The 14267-nt window shown below is 75.7% G+C and carries 13 protein-coding genes; 10 read left to right on the forward strand and 3 right to left on the reverse strand.

What is annotated here, in order from left to right; all coding sequences use genetic code 11:
• Window positions 1–838: methionine adenosyltransferase (metK, locus tag AC2TEW_RS35405; RefSeq protein WP_484627362.1), on the forward strand; the 838-nt coding region annotated here is incomplete at its 5' end.
• A gap of 167 nt (window positions 839–1005) precedes the next feature.
• Complete coding sequence (locus tag AC2TEW_RS35410; protein ID WP_484627363.1) at window positions 1006–3090, forward strand: primosomal protein N'; 2085 nt, start codon at window positions 1006–1008, stop codon at window positions 3088–3090.
• A gap of 173 nt (window positions 3091–3263) precedes the next feature.
• On the opposite strand, the gene AC2TEW_RS35415 is transcribed toward AC2TEW_RS35410, so the two are convergent.
• Window positions 3264–3809 (reverse strand): hypothetical protein, encoded by a 546-nt coding sequence (locus tag AC2TEW_RS35415; RefSeq protein ID WP_484627364.1) that lies wholly within the window; start codon window positions 3807–3809, stop codon window positions 3264–3266.
• A 258-nt stretch (window positions 3810–4067) separates the two neighbouring features.
• On the opposite strand from AC2TEW_RS35415, the gene def reads away from it, so the two are divergent.
• The 3 genes from def to AC2TEW_RS35430 all read left to right on the forward strand — a co-directional run bounded on the left by def (window position 4068) and on the right by AC2TEW_RS35430 (window position 7135).
• Window positions 4068–4613, forward strand: coding sequence for a peptide deformylase (gene def / locus AC2TEW_RS35420; protein ID WP_484627365.1), 546 nt, complete (start codon window positions 4068–4070; stop codon window positions 4611–4613).
• A gap of 51 nt (window positions 4614–4664) precedes the next feature.
• Complete coding sequence (fmt, locus tag AC2TEW_RS35425; protein ID WP_484627366.1) at window positions 4665–5600, forward strand: methionyl-tRNA formyltransferase; 936 nt, start codon at window positions 4665–4667, stop codon at window positions 5598–5600.
• A gap of 104 nt (window positions 5601–5704) precedes the next feature.
• Window positions 5705–7135, forward strand: a complete 1431-nt coding sequence (locus AC2TEW_RS35430; RefSeq protein ID WP_484627367.1) for an RsmB/NOP family class I SAM-dependent RNA methyltransferase — start codon at window positions 5705–5707, stop codon at window positions 7133–7135.
• Window positions 7136–7222: 87 nt separating this feature from the next.
• Here the strand turns inward: AC2TEW_RS35430 and AC2TEW_RS35435 are convergent, their stop codons facing one another.
• Window positions 7223–8338 carry a TGL-type protein-glutamine gamma-glutamyltransferase gene (locus tag AC2TEW_RS35435; protein WP_484627368.1) on the reverse strand — a complete coding sequence of 372 codons (1116 nt, stop codon included), beginning with the start codon at window positions 8336–8338 and terminating at the stop codon, window positions 7223–7225.
• 145 nt (window positions 8339–8483) lie between these two features.
• On the opposite strand from AC2TEW_RS35435, the gene AC2TEW_RS35440 reads away from it, so the two are divergent.
• On the forward strand, window positions 8484–9455 hold the full coding sequence (locus AC2TEW_RS35440) for an aldo/keto reductase (RefSeq protein WP_484627369.1): 972 nt from the start codon (window positions 8484–8486) through the stop codon (window positions 9453–9455).
• A 182-nt stretch (window positions 9456–9637) separates the two neighbouring features.
• Window positions 9638–10312, forward strand: coding sequence for a cysteine peptidase family C39 domain-containing protein (locus AC2TEW_RS35445; protein ID WP_484627370.1), 675 nt, complete (start codon window positions 9638–9640; stop codon window positions 10310–10312).
• A gap of 43 nt (window positions 10313–10355) precedes the next feature.
• Here the strand turns inward: AC2TEW_RS35445 and AC2TEW_RS35450 are convergent, their stop codons facing one another.
• Window positions 10356–11210 (reverse strand): SCO6745 family protein, encoded by an 855-nt coding sequence (locus tag AC2TEW_RS35450; protein ID WP_484627371.1) that lies wholly within the window; start codon window positions 11208–11210, stop codon window positions 10356–10358.
• Window positions 11211–11378: 168 nt separating this feature from the next.
• On the opposite strand from AC2TEW_RS35450, the gene rpe reads away from it, so the two are divergent.
• From rpe to AC2TEW_RS35465, 3 genes are all read left to right on the forward strand, one after another.
• A complete protein-coding gene (gene rpe, locus AC2TEW_RS35455) occupies window positions 11379–12062 on the forward strand; it encodes a ribulose-phosphate 3-epimerase (protein ID WP_033821501.1) in 684 nt (227 codons plus the stop codon).
• Between the two features lie 97 nt (window positions 12063–12159).
• Window positions 12160–13113, forward strand: a complete 954-nt coding sequence (locus tag AC2TEW_RS35460; protein WP_484627372.1) for an alpha/beta hydrolase — start codon at window positions 12160–12162, stop codon at window positions 13111–13113.
• Window positions 13114–13260: 147 nt separating this feature from the next.
• Window positions 13261–14220, forward strand: coding sequence for a pirin family protein (locus AC2TEW_RS35465; RefSeq protein ID WP_484627373.1), 960 nt, complete (start codon window positions 13261–13263; stop codon window positions 14218–14220).
• Window positions 14221–14267 lie beyond the last annotated feature (47 nt).

Below are 14267 nucleotides of genomic sequence, written 5' to 3' on the forward strand. Positions count from 1 at the left end.
GCAGGGCGCGGGCGACCAGGGCCTGATGTTCGGCTACGCGTGCGACGACACGCCCGAGCTGATGCCGCTGCCGATCACCCTGGCGCACCGGCTGTCGCGCCGGCTGTCGGAGGTCCGCAAGAACGGCACCATCCCGTACCTGCGCCCGGACGGCAAGACCCAGGTCACCATCGAGTACGACGGTGACAAGGCGCTGCGCCTGGACACCGTGGTCGTCTCCTCGCAGCACGCGAGCGACATCGACCTGGAGTCGCTGCTGACCCCGGACATCCGGGAGTTCGTGGTCGAGCCGGAGCTCAAGCGGCTGGCGGACGACGGGATCAAGCTGGTCACCGACGGCTACCGGCTGCTGGTGAACCCGACCGGCCGGTTCGAGATCGGCGGTCCGATGGGTGACGCCGGCCTGACCGGCCGCAAGATCATCATCGACACGTACGGCGGGATGGCCCGCCACGGCGGCGGCGCGTTCTCGGGCAAGGACCCGTCCAAGGTGGACCGCTCGGCCGCGTACGCGATGCGCTGGGTGGCCAAGCACATCGTCGCCGCGGGTCTGGCGACCCGGGCCGAGGTGCAGGTCGCGTACGCGATCGGCAAGGCCGAGCTGGTGGGTCTGTTCGTGGAGACCTTCGGGACCGAGACGGTGCCGGTGCTGAAGATCCAGGAGGCCGTGGTGAAGGTCTTCGACCTGCGCCCGGCGGCGATCATCCGCGACCTGGACCTGCTGCGGCCGATCTACGCGAAGACCGCCGCCTACGGCCACTTCGGCCGGGAGGACGCGGACTTCACCTGGGAGCGCACCGACCGCGTCGAGCAGCTCAAGCAGGCCGTGCAGGCCTGACGCCCGCGCCGGTGGACGGCGGTCGCCCTTCGGGGCGGCCGCCGTCCGCTGCGTTCCCGGGCAGGTCGGCGGGCCTGCGGTGTCGGCGGGGTCGGTTATGTTGTGGTCGGGCCCGGCTCGCCGAGCCGGGCCCGGGCGCGGTGGCACGGGGTCGGAGCACGGGAGCGATGGGCAGCGCAGAGGGCGCCGGCGAGCAGCTGGCCTTCATCCGGGAGACGGTCCGCCGCTCCCGGCCCAAGGCCGCGCGCGGCCTGGAGCTGGCCGGGCAGCTGCCGGTCGCCCGGGTCCTGGTCGACAAGGGCGTGCTCAGCCTCGACCAGTACTTCGACTACGCGGTGCCCGCCGCGATGGACGCCGACGCCCAGCCCGGCGTCCGGGTCCGGGTCCGGTTCGGCGCCCGGGTCGGGGCCTCCGGGCGGCGCGAGGGCGGACAGCTGCACGACGGGTTCGTGGTCGAGCGGCTGGCCACCTCCGACTACGCCGGGCCGCTGGCGCCGCTGTCCAGGGTGCTGTCGCCCGAGCGGGTGCTCACCCCCGAGCTGCTGCGGCTGTGCCGCGCGGTCGCCGACCGCTACGCGGGCACCCTCGCCGACGTCCTGCAGCTCGCCGTACCGCCCCGGCACGCGGGCGCCGAGGCCGAGCCCTCCCCGCCGCCGCTGCCGCCGCCGCCCGCCCCGGACCCAGGCAGCTGGGCGCGGTACCCGCAGGGGCCGGCCTTCCTCGGTTCGCTGGCGGCGGGCCACGCACCCCGGGCGGTGTGGACGGCCCTGCCCGGACCGTCCTGGCCGCAGGAGATCGCCCGCGCGGTGGCCGCCACCCTGGCCGGCGGCCGGGGCGCGCTGGTGGTCCTGCCCGACGGGCGGGCCGCCGGCCGGGTCGACGCCGCGCTGACCGCGCTGCTCGGCCCCGGCCGGCACGCCGCGCTGGCCGCCGACGCGGGGCCGCAGGAGCGCTACCGGCGCTGGCTCGCCGTCCGCCGGGGCTCGGTACGGGCGGTGATCGGCACCCGGGCCGCGATGTTCGCGCCCGTCCGCGACCTGGGGCTGGTCGTCGTCTGGTCGGACGGGGACAGCAGCCACAGCGACCCGCACGCCCCGTACGCGCACGTGCGCGAGGTGGCGCTGCTGCGGGCCACCGAGGAGGGCGCGGGCGTCCTGCTCGGCGGGCTGTCCACCACCGTCGAGGCGGCGCAGCTGCTGCGGACGGGCTGGGCCAGGCCGCTGGCGGCCGACCGGGAGACCGTACGGGCGCTGGCACCGCGGATCCGGACCGTCACCGACCTGGACGAGGCCCGGGACGAGGCGGCGCGGGCCGCGCGGCTGCCGTCGGTCGCCTGGACGGCCGCGCGCGAGGCGCTGGAGCGCGGGCCGGTGCTGATCCAGGTGCCGCGGCGCGGGTACCAGCCGCGACTGTCCTGCGGGCGCTGCCGGGAGCCGGCCCGCTGCCGGCCGTGCGGCGGGCCGCTGGAGAACGTCGGCGCGGACCTGCCGCCGCAGTGCAGCTGGTGCGGGACGCCGGAGCCGGACTGGCACTGCCCCGAGTGCGGCTCGTTCCGGCTGCGGGCGAACGTGGTCGGCGCCCGGCGGACCGCCGAGGAGCTGGGGAAGGCCTTCCCCCGGGTCCCGGTCCGCACCTCCGGCCGGGACGCGGTGCTCACCACCGTGCCCGCCGCGCCCGCGTTGGTGATCGCCACCCCCGGCGCCGAACCGCTGGCCGAGGACGGCTACGCGGCCGCGCTGCTGCTGGACGGGTGGGCGCTGCTCAACCGGCCCGACCTGCGGGCGGGGGAGGAGGCGCTGCGGCGGTGGCTGACCGCGGCGGCCCTGGTACGGCCGGCGTCGGCCGGCGGCACCGTGGTGGTGGTCGCGGAGGCGACGGCGCGGCCGGTGCAGGCACTGGTGCGGTGGGACCCGGCGGGCCACGCCGCGCTCGAGCTGGAGGAACGGGCGGCGCTGCGGTTCCCGCCGGTGTCGCGGATGGCCTCGGTGACGGGCGCGCCGCAGGCGGTGGCAGACCTGCTCGGGCTGCTGCGGCTGCCCGATGGGGCGGATGTGCTCGGGCCGGTGCCGGTGGTGGGTGGCGGCGGCGGTGCGGGTGGGCGCGAGGAGGAGGTCGAGCGGGCGTTGCTGCGGGTCGAGCCGGGGCAGGGGGCGGCGCTGGCGGCGGCGCTGAAGGCGGCGCAGATCGCGCGGTTGGCGCTGCGGGGGTCGGAGCCGGTGCGGATCCGGATCGATCCGCCGGACATCGGGTGAGGGACGGCGGAGCGTGGGGGGGTGCGGTGGGGGTGTGAGGTGCGGGGTGGTGGGGGGTTTTCGCGCAGTTCCTCGCGCCCCTGAGGGGGACCCCCAGCGCTCTGAGGGGGGATCCCCTGGGCTCCGAGGGGGACCCCCAGCGCCCCTGGGGGTGGGGCGCTGGGGTGGTGGGGTCAGTGGCCGATGCGGGCGGCTTGGGGGGTGAGGCCGCCCTGGCGGGCCTGGGGGACCGAGCGGGAGAGCGGCTGCGGCTGCTTGGGGACGACCGGTTCGTCGTGGTGCGGTGCCGCGAGCGGGACGGGCTCGGGGAGGCGGTCGTCGCGCGGGGTGCCGGGGGCGGGGACGGCGGCGGCGGTGAGCAGGTCGCCGGTCGGGCGGCGCATGCCGTACCGGCGGTGGACCGCCTGCTTGGTCACGCCGAGTGCGGAGCCGACCGAGTCCCAGGAGAAGCCGAGCGCCCGGTCGAACTCGACCGCCGCCGCGACCAGGGTCTCCACGCTCTCCCTGAGCTCCTGGGCGAGCCGGACGGTCGGGGCGGGCGCCCGGCCGTACACCACGAACCCGGCCGAGGTGCTGGGCCGCCGGGGCCGGTAGACGTTGCCGAGTTGGGCGGTGAGGGTCCGCAGCGCATCGACCTGCCGCCGCACCCGCTCGATGTCCCGCACCAGCAGGTGCAGGCTCGCCCGCGCGCGGGCGTCGTGGTTGATCTGCTCGGCCATGGCCTGGATGCCACCTCTCCGTACGGTCCGCCTGACGCGCCCCTGCTCGCCCGCTGGCGGGCAAGGAGGGCAGGGACGCAGTGGCGTCCCGGTCAATTCCACTTGACCAACGCCCGACCGGGGGCCGGGGTCACGCGCCCGGCCGGAGAAGGGTTATGCCAGCTGGTGGGCCGGACGTGGCGCGGGCATTGCATAGACTTCCCGGTGGTCCTCCGCGGACCGCACCCGCCGCCGCCCGACGAACAGGAGCCCGACGCCATGGCGATCCAGCCGATCCGGATCTTCGGCGACCCGGTGCTCCGCGCCACCGCCAAGCCGGTGACCGTCTTCGACAAGGAGCTGCGGCGCCTGGTCAAGGACCTCACCGACACCATGCTGGACGCCCCCGGCGCCGGGCTGGCCGCGCCTCAACTCGGCGTCTCGCTGAGGGTGTTCACGTACTACGTGGACGGCGTGGTGGGCCACCTGATCAACCCGGACCTGAGCCTGACCGAGGAGGAGCAGGACGGCCCCGAGGGCTGCCTCTCGCTCCCCGGCCTGCGCTTCGACACCAAGCGCGCCCACGGCGTGGTCGCCAAGGGTTTCGACATGCACGGCGAACCGGTGACGATATCCGGCACCCAGTTGCTCGCGCGCTGCATCCAGCACGAGACCGACCACCTCGACGGCATCATCTTCATCGACCGCCTCGACCGCGAGCAGCGCAAGGCCGCGCTCAAGGCGATCCGCGAGGCGGAGTGGGGCGCCGGGCCCGCGCCGACCGTCAAGATCTCCCCGCACAGCACCTTCGGCTCCGCCCGCTGAGCCGTCCGCTTCTCCGCTCACCGTCCCCTGCCCCGCTGCAGAAAGGCACCCATGCGCCTCGTCTTCGCCGGCACCCCCGAGGTCGCCGTTCCCGCCCTGGACGCCCTGCTGGCCTCGGACCGGCACGAGGTGGTCGCGGTGGTCACCCGCCCCGACGCCGCGTCCGGCCGCGGGCGCAGGCTGGTCGCCAGCCCGGTCGCCCAGCGCGCCGAGGAGGCCGGGATCGAGGTCCTCAAGCCGGCCAGGCCGAGCGAGCCCGCGTTCATGGCCCGGCTGGCCGAACTGGCCCCGGACTGCTGCCCGGTGGTGGCGTACGGCGCGCTGATCCGCCCCGGCGCGCTGGAGATCCCCGTGCACGGCTGGGTCAACCTGCACTTCTCGCTGCTGCCCGCGTGGCGCGGCGCCGCCCCCGTGCAGCACGCGGTGCTGGCCGGCGACGAGGTGACCGGCGCGTCCACCTTCCTGATCGAGCAGGGACTGGACTCCGGCCCGGTGTTCGGCGTGGTCACCGAGGAGATCCGCCCGGCCGACACCAGCGGCGAACTGCTCACCCGGCTCTCGCACTCCGGCGCCCGGCTGCTGACCGCCACCATGGACGGCATCGCGGACGGTTCGCTGCGGCCCGTCGCGCAGCCCGTCGACGGCGTCACCCTGGCCCCGAAGATCAACGTCGAGGACGCCCGGATCGAGTGGTCCCACCCGGCGCTGCGGGTCGACCGGCTGGTCCGCGGCTGCGCGCCCGCGCCCGGCGCCTGGACCACCTTCCGCGGCGAGCGGCTCAAGCTGTCCGGCCCGGTGACGCTGCTGACCGGCAGCTCGGAACTGGCCCCCGGCGAGCTCGCCGTGAGCAAGAACAGCGTCCGGGTCGGCACCGGCAGCCACGAGGTCGAGCTGGGCGAGGTCCAGCCGCAGGGCAAGAAGCCGATGCGGGCGGCAGACTGGGCCCGTGGGGTCCGGATCGAGTCCGGCGAACTGCTGGGCCGGTGACGCCGCGGCCCCGGCCCGCCCGTCCACCCGAAACCTGTCCACCCCGAAGCCTGTCCACCCCGAAACCGTCCGATCCGTTGATTCCGTAGCACCTTGAGGCACCAGTGACCACCCCCAGCGCCAAGCGCGCCCCCCGCCCGCACCGCCGCCCGAAGAAGGACCCGGCCCGGATCGTCGCCTTCCGCGCGCTGCGCGCCGTCGACGAGCGGGACGCGTACGCCAACCTGATCCTGCCCTCGCTGCTGCGCGAGGCCGAGCAGAAGGGGATGGACCGCCGCGACGCGGCCCTCGCCACCGAGCTCGTCTACGGGACACTGCGGATGCAGGGCAGCTACGACGCGATCATCGCCGCCTGCGTCGACCGTCCGCTGCGCGAGGTCGACCCGCCGGTGCTGGACGTGCTCTCGCTCGGCGCGCACCAGCTGCTCGCCACCCGCATCCCCAGCCACGCCGCCGTCTCCGCCACCGTGGAGCTGGCCCGGGTGGTGCTCGGCGACGGCCGAGCCAAGTTCGTCAACGCCGTCCTGCGCAAGATCAGCGCCCAGGACCTGGACGCCTGGCTGCAGCAGGTCGCCCCGCCGTACGACCAGGACGCCGAGGACCACCTCGCCGTGCTGCACTCGCACCCGCGCTGGGTGGTCTCCTCGCTGTGGGACTCGCTCGGCCGCTGGCAGCCGGACGCCAGCGGGCGCACCGCGATGGAGGAGCTGCTCGCCGCCGACAACGCGCGCCCCGAGGTCACCCTGATCGCCCGGCCCGGCCGCGCCACGGTCGAGGAGATCGCCGCCGCGCTGCCCGAGGCCGAACCCGGCCGCTGGTCCCCGTACGCGCTGCGGCTCGCCGAGGGCGGCGACCCGGCCGGCATCGACGCCGTGAAGGAGAACCGGGCCGGCGTCCAGGACGAGGGCAGCCAGCTGGTCGCGCTCGCCCTGGCCGCCGCCCCGCTGGAGGGCAGCGACCGGCTCTGGCTGGACGGCTGCGCGGGCCCCGGCGGCAAGGCCGCCCTGCTCGGCGCGCTCGCCGCGGAGCGCGGCGCGGCCCTGGTCGCCTCCGAGAAGCAGCCGCACCGGGCCCGGCTGGTGGCCCGCGCCCTGGACGGCAACCCCGGCCCGTACACCGTGATCGCCGCCGACGGCACCAAGCCCGCCTGGCGCGAGGGCTCCTTCGACCGGACCCTGGTCGACGTGCCCTGCTCGGGCCTCGGCGCGCTGCGCCGCCGCCCCGAGGCGCGCTGGCGCCGCCGCCCGGAGGACATCGCCGGGTTCGGGCCGCTCCAGCGGGACCTGCTGCGCACCGCGATCCGGGCCACCCGGGCGGGTGGCGTGGTCGGGTACGCCACCTGTTCGCCGCACCTGGCCGAGACCCGGGCCGTGGTCGACGACGTGCTGCGCGAGGAGCCCGGCGTGGAGTGGATCGACGCCCGGCCGCTGCTGCCCGGACTCCCCGCGCTCGGCGACGGCCCGGACGTCCAGCTCTGGCCGCACCTGCACGGCACCGACGCGATGTACCTGGCCCTGCTGCGCCGCACCGGCTGACCCGCGGCCGGGCCGCCACCACCCACCGACGGGAGTGGCGGCCCGGGACCGTACCGGCCTCCGAGCGGCCCGGGCGGCGCCGGCCGGTCACTGCCGGGCGGTGGTCTCCGGGGTGATGGTGTAGATCTCCACCTCGCCGAGGTAGACCAGCTCCTCGACGTACTCGGCGAGGTCGTCGTAGAGCAGGTTCTCGGTCCAGGTCCGGTGGTCGAGGATCCACTCGGCGAGGGCCGTGCGGTCGCCGGCGGCGACCAGCCGGTCGAGCTCGGCCTTGGCGGTGACCGCCTCCCCGGTGGTGATCGACCCGTGCTCGCCGGCCTCCGCGCGGGCGAGGGTGGCGTCGATCTCATCGCCGTAGCGCAGCAAGGTCTGCAGCGCCAGCGCGCGCTTCATGTCCGCCGCCGACAGGATGCCGAACGGGTGCGAGGCGTACGTGCCGTCGGGCAGCTTGACGGTGTTCTCGCGCTCGAAGTCGCCGCCCTCGGCCTGCGGGTCGGAGTTGACGAAGGCCACCCGGCTGCCCGGGGGAGCGGACGCCAGCAGCTGCCGGTCGGTGACGTCGGCGACCGGCTCCTGCGCCCTCAGCCGGTCGGTGGCGGGGGTGCGCAGCCGGTACGGCGAACCGAACCCCTCCTTGAACCACAGCTTGTGGTGGCTCAGTCCGGTCGACCCGTGGTCCTTGAGGGTGAACGGCTGCCGCGCCGCCCGGTCGAACTCCGCCCGGCCGACCGCCGCCGCCCACGCGCCGAGCTGTACGGCCTGCACGAAGGTGGCGCAGTCGAGTGTCCAGCCACCGGAGTTGTCCACCAGGTCGCGCACCGCGTCGTACGGGGACCTGCCGTCGCGCAGCTTCAGGTAGGCGTCGTCGCCGTGGCCCTGCTGCGCCCAGTTCAGCCGGTTGAAGGCCTTGTCCCGGCCGGAGTTCTCGAAGGCCGGGCCCCCGGCCAGGAGCCGGCGGGCGGTGAGGTCCACCTGCGCCCGGTACGCGTAGGCGTAGACGCTCCGGCCGGTGAGGCATCCGCCGAGGCCGAGCAGCACCGCGTCCACCGACGCGAACACCGTCCGTCCGGCCTGCGCCAGCTCCGGCAGGGCGGCGACGTACCCGTCGTGCCAGACCACGCCGCTCGCCTCGTCGGCCGCCAACTCCCCCAGTTTCGCGAGCAGTTCCTGTCCCGTGTACTGCTGACCCGCAACCGTGTACACCGATGGTCCCCCCATCCGTTTCGAACCTGCCGATTCCCCCGTACTGGACATTAGTGACACTCCGTCAGCCTGTCCACGAATCCGGCACACCCCCGTCGCCGACCGGTACTGGACAAAGCAGCCGGTGCGGCAGAGGCTGACGGACATGGAGTTCACCCACCTCGGCCGTACCGGCCTGACCGTGTCCCGCCTGTGCCTCGGCACCATGAACTTCGGTCCGCACACCGAAGAGGCCGACGCGCACGAGATCATGGACACCGCCCACGAACAGGGCATCAACTTCTTCGACACCGCCAACGTCTACGGCTGGGGTGAGAACAAGGGCCGTACCGAGGAGATCATCGGCAGCTGGTTCGCCAAGGGCGGCGGCCGCCGCGAGCGGACCGTGATCGCCACCAAGCTCTACGGCGACATGGGGGAGTGGCCCAACGAGGGCCGGCTCTCGGCGCTCAACATCCGCCGCGCGGTCGACGCCAGCCTGCGCCGCCTGCAGACCGACCACATCGACCTGTACCAGATGCACCACGTCGACCGGGCCACGCCGTGGGACGAGATCTGGCAGGCGATGGAGGTGCTGGTCGCCCAGGGCAAGATCATCTATGTCGGTTCCAGCAACTTCGCCGGCTGGCACATCGCCCGCGCCCAGGAGACGGCCAGGGCCCGCAACTTCCTCGGCCTCACCAGCGAGCAGTCGATCTACAACCTGCTGGAGCGCAACGTCGAGCTGGAGGTGATCCCGGCCGCCCAGGAGTACGGCCTCGGCCTGATCCCGTGGTCCCCGCTGCACGGCGGCCTGCTCGGCGGCGTGCTGCGCAAGGAGGCCCAGGGCGTGCGCCGCTCCACGGGCCGCTCCGCCGAGACGCTGGAGTCCAAGCGCCCGCAGCTCCAGGCGTACGAGGACCTGGCCGCCGAACTCGGCCACGAGCCCGGCGACGTGGCGCTGGCCTGGCTGCTCGGCCGGCCCGCCGTCACCGCCCCGATCGTCGGCCCGCGCACCCTGGACCAGCTGCACGCGGCCGTCCGGGCGCTGGACGTGACGCTCGACCAGAAGACCCTCGACCGGCTGGACGAGATCTTCCCGGGCCGCCGTACCGCCCCGGAGGACTACGCCTGGTAGCCGACCGGGCCCGGGCCCGGTGCCGGCCGCCGGGCCCGTCCGGCGGCCGGCGCCACCGGGCGCGCCCCGCCCGGTAGCACCCCGCCCGGGAGCACCCGCGCAGCGGGGCCGCCGCGCCCCGGCGCACCGGCCCCGCTGCGCGGTTACCGGGCATCGGCGCCGGGACGCGTCAGGATGGCGGGGTGAAGCCGATCATCAATCAGGTCCCCTACTACTCCCAGTGGGAGTCGCCCGAGCTGGTGCCGGACATCCTGGCGGGCACCGTCCGGGCCGGGGACGACCCGCTGTGGGAACGCTCCGGCGCGGCCGACGAGGACGAGTACGAGTACTGGTCCTGGCGGATCTGCGGGATGGCCTGCCTGCGGATGGCCCTCGACTTCTGGTGGGGCGTCGCCCCCGCCGCGATCCGGCTGGCCGACGAGTGCCTGGCGGCCGGGGCGTACGTCCGCCACCCGGACGGCCGACTCGACGGACTGCTGCACCGGCCGTTCGCCGAGTACGTCCGCACCCGGTGGGGCCTGCACGCCGACGCCCGCTCCCCGCTGCCCGTCGAGGAGCTCGCCGGACAGATCGCCGAGAGCCGGCTGCTGATGCTCTCGGTGCACCCGAGCATCCGCACCCTCGACCCCGAACCGCCCCGGCAGGGCGGCCACCTGGTGCTCGCGGTCGGCGCGAACGACGAGGAACTGCTGATCCACAACCCGTCCGGCTTCCCCGACGGGTCGCAGCAGTACGCCCGGGTGCCCTGGGCGGACCTGCCGCGGTTCTACGCCGGACGGGGCATCCTGCTGGGCCCGCCGCGCCGCGGCCGGGTCAGCGCCGGCACCGGACGGCGGACCGCGGCGCCCGGCCACTGAGCCCGGCCGTTGAGCCCGGCCGGCGCAGCGGGCGTGCGGAGGATCAGCTGCTGACCGGCAGGCCGATCGGGTTGAGCTGCGGGAGCTCGGCCCGGCAGGCGGTGGAGATCGGCCGCAGGGCGGTCGCCAGTTCGTCCAGCTCGGCCCGCCGGAAGCCGGCCCAGACCCGGGCGGCCGCCAGGTCGGTGGCCGCCTCCAGGGCCTGGTGGCGGGCCCGGCCCTCGGCGCTGAGCGAACCGTCCCCCGCGAGCCAGCCGCGTTCGACCAGCCGGGCGGTGGCCGCGTCCCACTCCTGGTCCGTCCAGCCGCGGTACGGCTGCAGCACCTCGCGCCGGATGTCCAGGGCGCAGCGCACCACCAGCGCCTCGCAGCCGTCCAGCCCCTCGGTGACCAGCGCGGCCACGTGGCCGTCACCGCGGTGCTCGCGCAGCACCGTGGTCGCGTGCCAGAGCCGGCCCAGCCGGCCCTCGGGACGCGGAAGGGCGGCGTTGGCGGCGGCCAGCACCCGCCCGCAGCAGTCCAGGCCGTCCACGGCCCGCTCCAGCAGCTCCACCGAGCGGTCGATCAGGTGCGGCTTCACCGACTCCAGGACCCGCGCCAGCGCCGCCTCCGCCCCCGAGAGCCGGGCCGCCAGCGCGGCCTCCGGGGTGGCCCGCCCCCAGACGTCCGGCAGCGCCCGCTCGACCATGCCGGGCGCGAAGTTGAAGAAGGCCGCGATCACCGGCGCCGCGTCCACCGGCCCGAGCGGCGCCGACCGCCCGGCGAAGTAGCCGCGCCAACTGCCCCGCAGCCCCGCCGCCTCGTACGCCGCCCGGCCCTCGGGCGAGAAGTAGGTCAGGGCGTGGACCGGCTCGAAGAGCCACCACAGGGCACGGGCGGGGTGGGCCAGCTCGGCCATCGGACACCTCTCTCGGAACGGACCGCGGTGGTCCGCGGCCCTGGCACGCGTCGGGTGCGACGCGGGTCGCGGGACCGGGCCGCCGCCCGCCCGGGGCCGCGTACGCGAGATGATGTCCCCCAGAAGGCAGCGACGACCGCCCGCACCGAGTTGTGAAGGTACCCTCAAATGGCTCAGATCAACCCCAGCATCCTCTCCGCCGACTTCGCCCGCCTGGCCGAGGAGGCCGAGGCGGTCCGAGGCGCCGACTGGCTGCACGTGGACGTCATGGACAACCACTTCGTCCCCAACCTCACGCTCGGCGTCCCGGTCGTCGAGTCGCTCGCCCGGGCGACCGGCACCCCGCTGGACTGCCACCTGATGATCGAGCAGCCCGACCGCTGGGCACCGCAGTACGTCGAGGCGGGCGCCGGCTCCGTCACCTTCCACGTCGAGGCCGCCGCCGCACCCGTCCGGCTGGCCCGCGAGATCCGCGCCAAGGGCGCCCGGGCCTCGATGGCGCTGCGCCCCGCCACCCCGATCGAGCCGTACGAGGACCTGCTGCCCGAGCTCGACATGGTGCTGATCATGACGGTCGAGCCCGGCTTCGGCGGCCAGGCCTTCCTGGACATCATGCTGCCCAAGATCCGCCGCACCCGGGAGCTGATCGACAAGCACGGCCTGGACCTGTGGCTCCAGGTCGACGGCGGCGTCTCCGCGAGCACCATCGAGCGCTGCGCCGAGGCCGGCGCGGACGTCTTCGTCGCGGGCTCCGCCGTGTACGGCGCCGAGGACCCGGCCGAGGCCGTGCGCGCCCTGCGGGCCCAGGCCGAGGCCGTGACCGCCACCGCCCCCTGGGCCTGCCGCCACTGACGGCCCGTCGGTCCCGGGTCCGCGGCACCGGCCGCGGGGTGCGGGACCCGGCCGCGTCGGGGCGGCCGACCGCCGTCGAGGATGCCGAGGGGGAGCCGTGCACGAGCAGGGACCGCAGCAGACCGAACCGCGACCGGGGCCGGCGGCCCCACCGGCACCGGCACCGGCACCCGGGCCGGGGCGCCGGGGGCTGCTGCGGGCCGCCGTCGGGCTGGGCGGCCTGGCGGTGGCCGGCGGCGGCGTGGGCACGGCGATGACGGCGGACCTGCTGCCGGGCGGGGTACGGCTGCGCCGGGCGCTCGGTCTCACCGGGCCCGATGGCACGGTGCCGCAGGTCACGGCCGGTCCCGTGCACGGCGTGGACCTGCGCTCCGCGGCCCGGGGCCGCACCGTCCGGATGATCACCATGCTGCCACCCGGCGGCCGGCCCGCCACCGCACTGCCGGTCTGCGTGGTGCTGCACGGGCGCGGCGGCAGCGCGCAGGCGATGGCCGACCTCGGTCTGCCGCAGTTCCTGGCCGCCGCGACAGCGGCGGGCACCCCGCCGTTCGCGCTGGTGGCCGTCGACGGCGGGGACGCCACCTACTGGCACGAGCGCACGCCCGGGGACGACCCGCAGCGGATGCTGCGCTCCGAACTGCCTGCCGCCCTCGCGGCGCAGGGCCTGCGCCCGCCCGGCGCCGCGCTCGGCATCTCGATGGGCGGCTCCGGCGCGCTGCGGTACGCCCGGGACCGGGGCGCGGAGTTCGGCCCGGTCGCGCTGCTCGGCCCGGCGCTGTTCCGGAGCTGGCCGGACGCCCGGACCGTCGACGGCTTCCGTGACGAGGCCGACTGGCGCGAGCACGAGCCGCTGCTGCACCTGGACCTGCCGTACGGGCGCCCGCTGGGGGTCTGGTGCGGCACCGAGGACCCGTTCTGCCCGGCCGCCCGGACGCTGACCGCCCGGGCGGCGGTGGCGCGTTTCCCGCGCGGCGAGCACACCGACGGCTTCTGGCGCCGGGTCGCGCCCGAGGCGCTGTCGTTCCTCGGGCGCGCCCTGGGACAGGGCTGACCGGCCGGCCGGGGCCGGGGTGTGCGGTGAGAAGCGCCGGGGCGCCCGGCGGCGGGTGCTTCGCGTTCGGCCGGTCCGGGCGGATGATCGACCTCGACCGGTCCGGGTGACCGGCCCGCAGCACACGACGACGCCGATGGAGCCCGGATGAGCAACCTCGACCTCAGGCCCACCCCCACCAGGTGCGGCCGGGAAGCCGCCGGCGGCCCGGTGAAGGACCTGCTCACCGCCCGGACGGTACCGCTCGGCGAGTCGACGGTGGTACGGCGGCTGCTGCCGAACCTCGGACGGCGGATGGTCGGCGCCTGGTGCTTCGTCGACCACTACGGACCCGACGACATCGCCGACGAACCCGGTATGCAGGTCCCCCCGCACCCCCACATGGGCCTGCAGACCGTCAGCTGGCTCCACCAGGGCGAGGTCCTGCACCGCGACAGCCTCGGCAGCCTGCAGACCGTCCGCCCCCGCGAACTCGGCCTGATGACCGCCGGCCACGCCATCTCCCACTCCGAGGAGTCCCCCCGGCCGCACGCCCGCCTCCTGCACGGCGCCCAGCTCTGGGTCGCCCTCCCCGACGCCCACCGGCACACCGCCCCCGCCTTCGAACACCACCCCGATCTGCCGACCGTCACCGCCCCCGGCCTCACCGCCCACCTCATCCTCGGCACCCTCGACGGCGCGACCTCCCCCGGCACCACCCACACCCCCCTGGTCGGCGCCGACCTCACCCTCCGCGACGGCACCCGCCACCGGCTGCCGCTCGAGCCGGACTTCGAGTACGCCGTCCTCACCATGAGCGGCCGCACCGAGGTCGACGGCGTCCCGCTCGACCCCGGCTCCATGCTCTACCTCGGCTGCGGCCGCACCGAACTCCCGCTGCACGCGCACGGCGACAGCTCGCTGCTGCTCCTGGGCGGGGAACCGTTCCAGGAGGAGATCATCATGTGGTGGAACTTCATCGGCCGGACCGGTGAGGAGATCCGGCAGGCACAGCAGGACTGGACGGCCGGCACCCGCTTCGGCGAGGTGCACGGCTACGCCGGCGACCGGCTGCCGGCCCCGCAGCTGCCCGCGACCCCCCTCAAGCCCCGGGGCCGGGCCCGCTGACCAGGGGCCCGGCCGGCGGCCGTACCGGCCCGGGCGCCGCCCGTACC

The organism is Kitasatospora sp. NEAU-CNBT7, from assembly GCF_057220535.1.

What these genes read in the sequence shown, in the direction of transcription:
- AC2TEW_RS35410 (WP_484627363.1), top strand. Translation starts at nt 1,006, where the DNA reads ATGGGCAGCGCAGAGGGCGCCGGCGAGCAGCTGGCCTTCATCCGGGAG.
- AC2TEW_RS35415 (WP_484627364.1), bottom strand. Translation starts at nt 3,809, where the DNA reads ATGGCCGAGCAGATCAACCACGACGCCCGCGCGCGGGCGAGCCTGCAC.
- def (WP_484627365.1), top strand. Translation starts at nt 4,068, where the DNA reads ATGGCGATCCAGCCGATCCGGATCTTCGGCGACCCGGTGCTCCGCGCC.
- fmt (WP_484627366.1), top strand. Translation starts at nt 4,665, where the DNA reads ATGCGCCTCGTCTTCGCCGGCACCCCCGAGGTCGCCGTTCCCGCCCTG.
- AC2TEW_RS35440 (WP_484627369.1), top strand. Translation starts at nt 8,484, where the DNA reads ATGGAGTTCACCCACCTCGGCCGTACCGGCCTGACCGTGTCCCGCCTG.
- AC2TEW_RS35450 (WP_484627371.1), bottom strand. Translation starts at nt 11,210, where the DNA reads ATGGCCGAGCTGGCCCACCCCGCCCGTGCCCTGTGGTGGCTCTTCGAG.
- rpe (WP_033821501.1), top strand. Translation starts at nt 11,379, where the DNA reads ATGGCTCAGATCAACCCCAGCATCCTCTCCGCCGACTTCGCCCGCCTG.
- AC2TEW_RS35465 (WP_484627373.1), top strand. Translation starts at nt 13,261, where the DNA reads ATGAGCAACCTCGACCTCAGGCCCACCCCCACCAGGTGCGGCCGGGAA.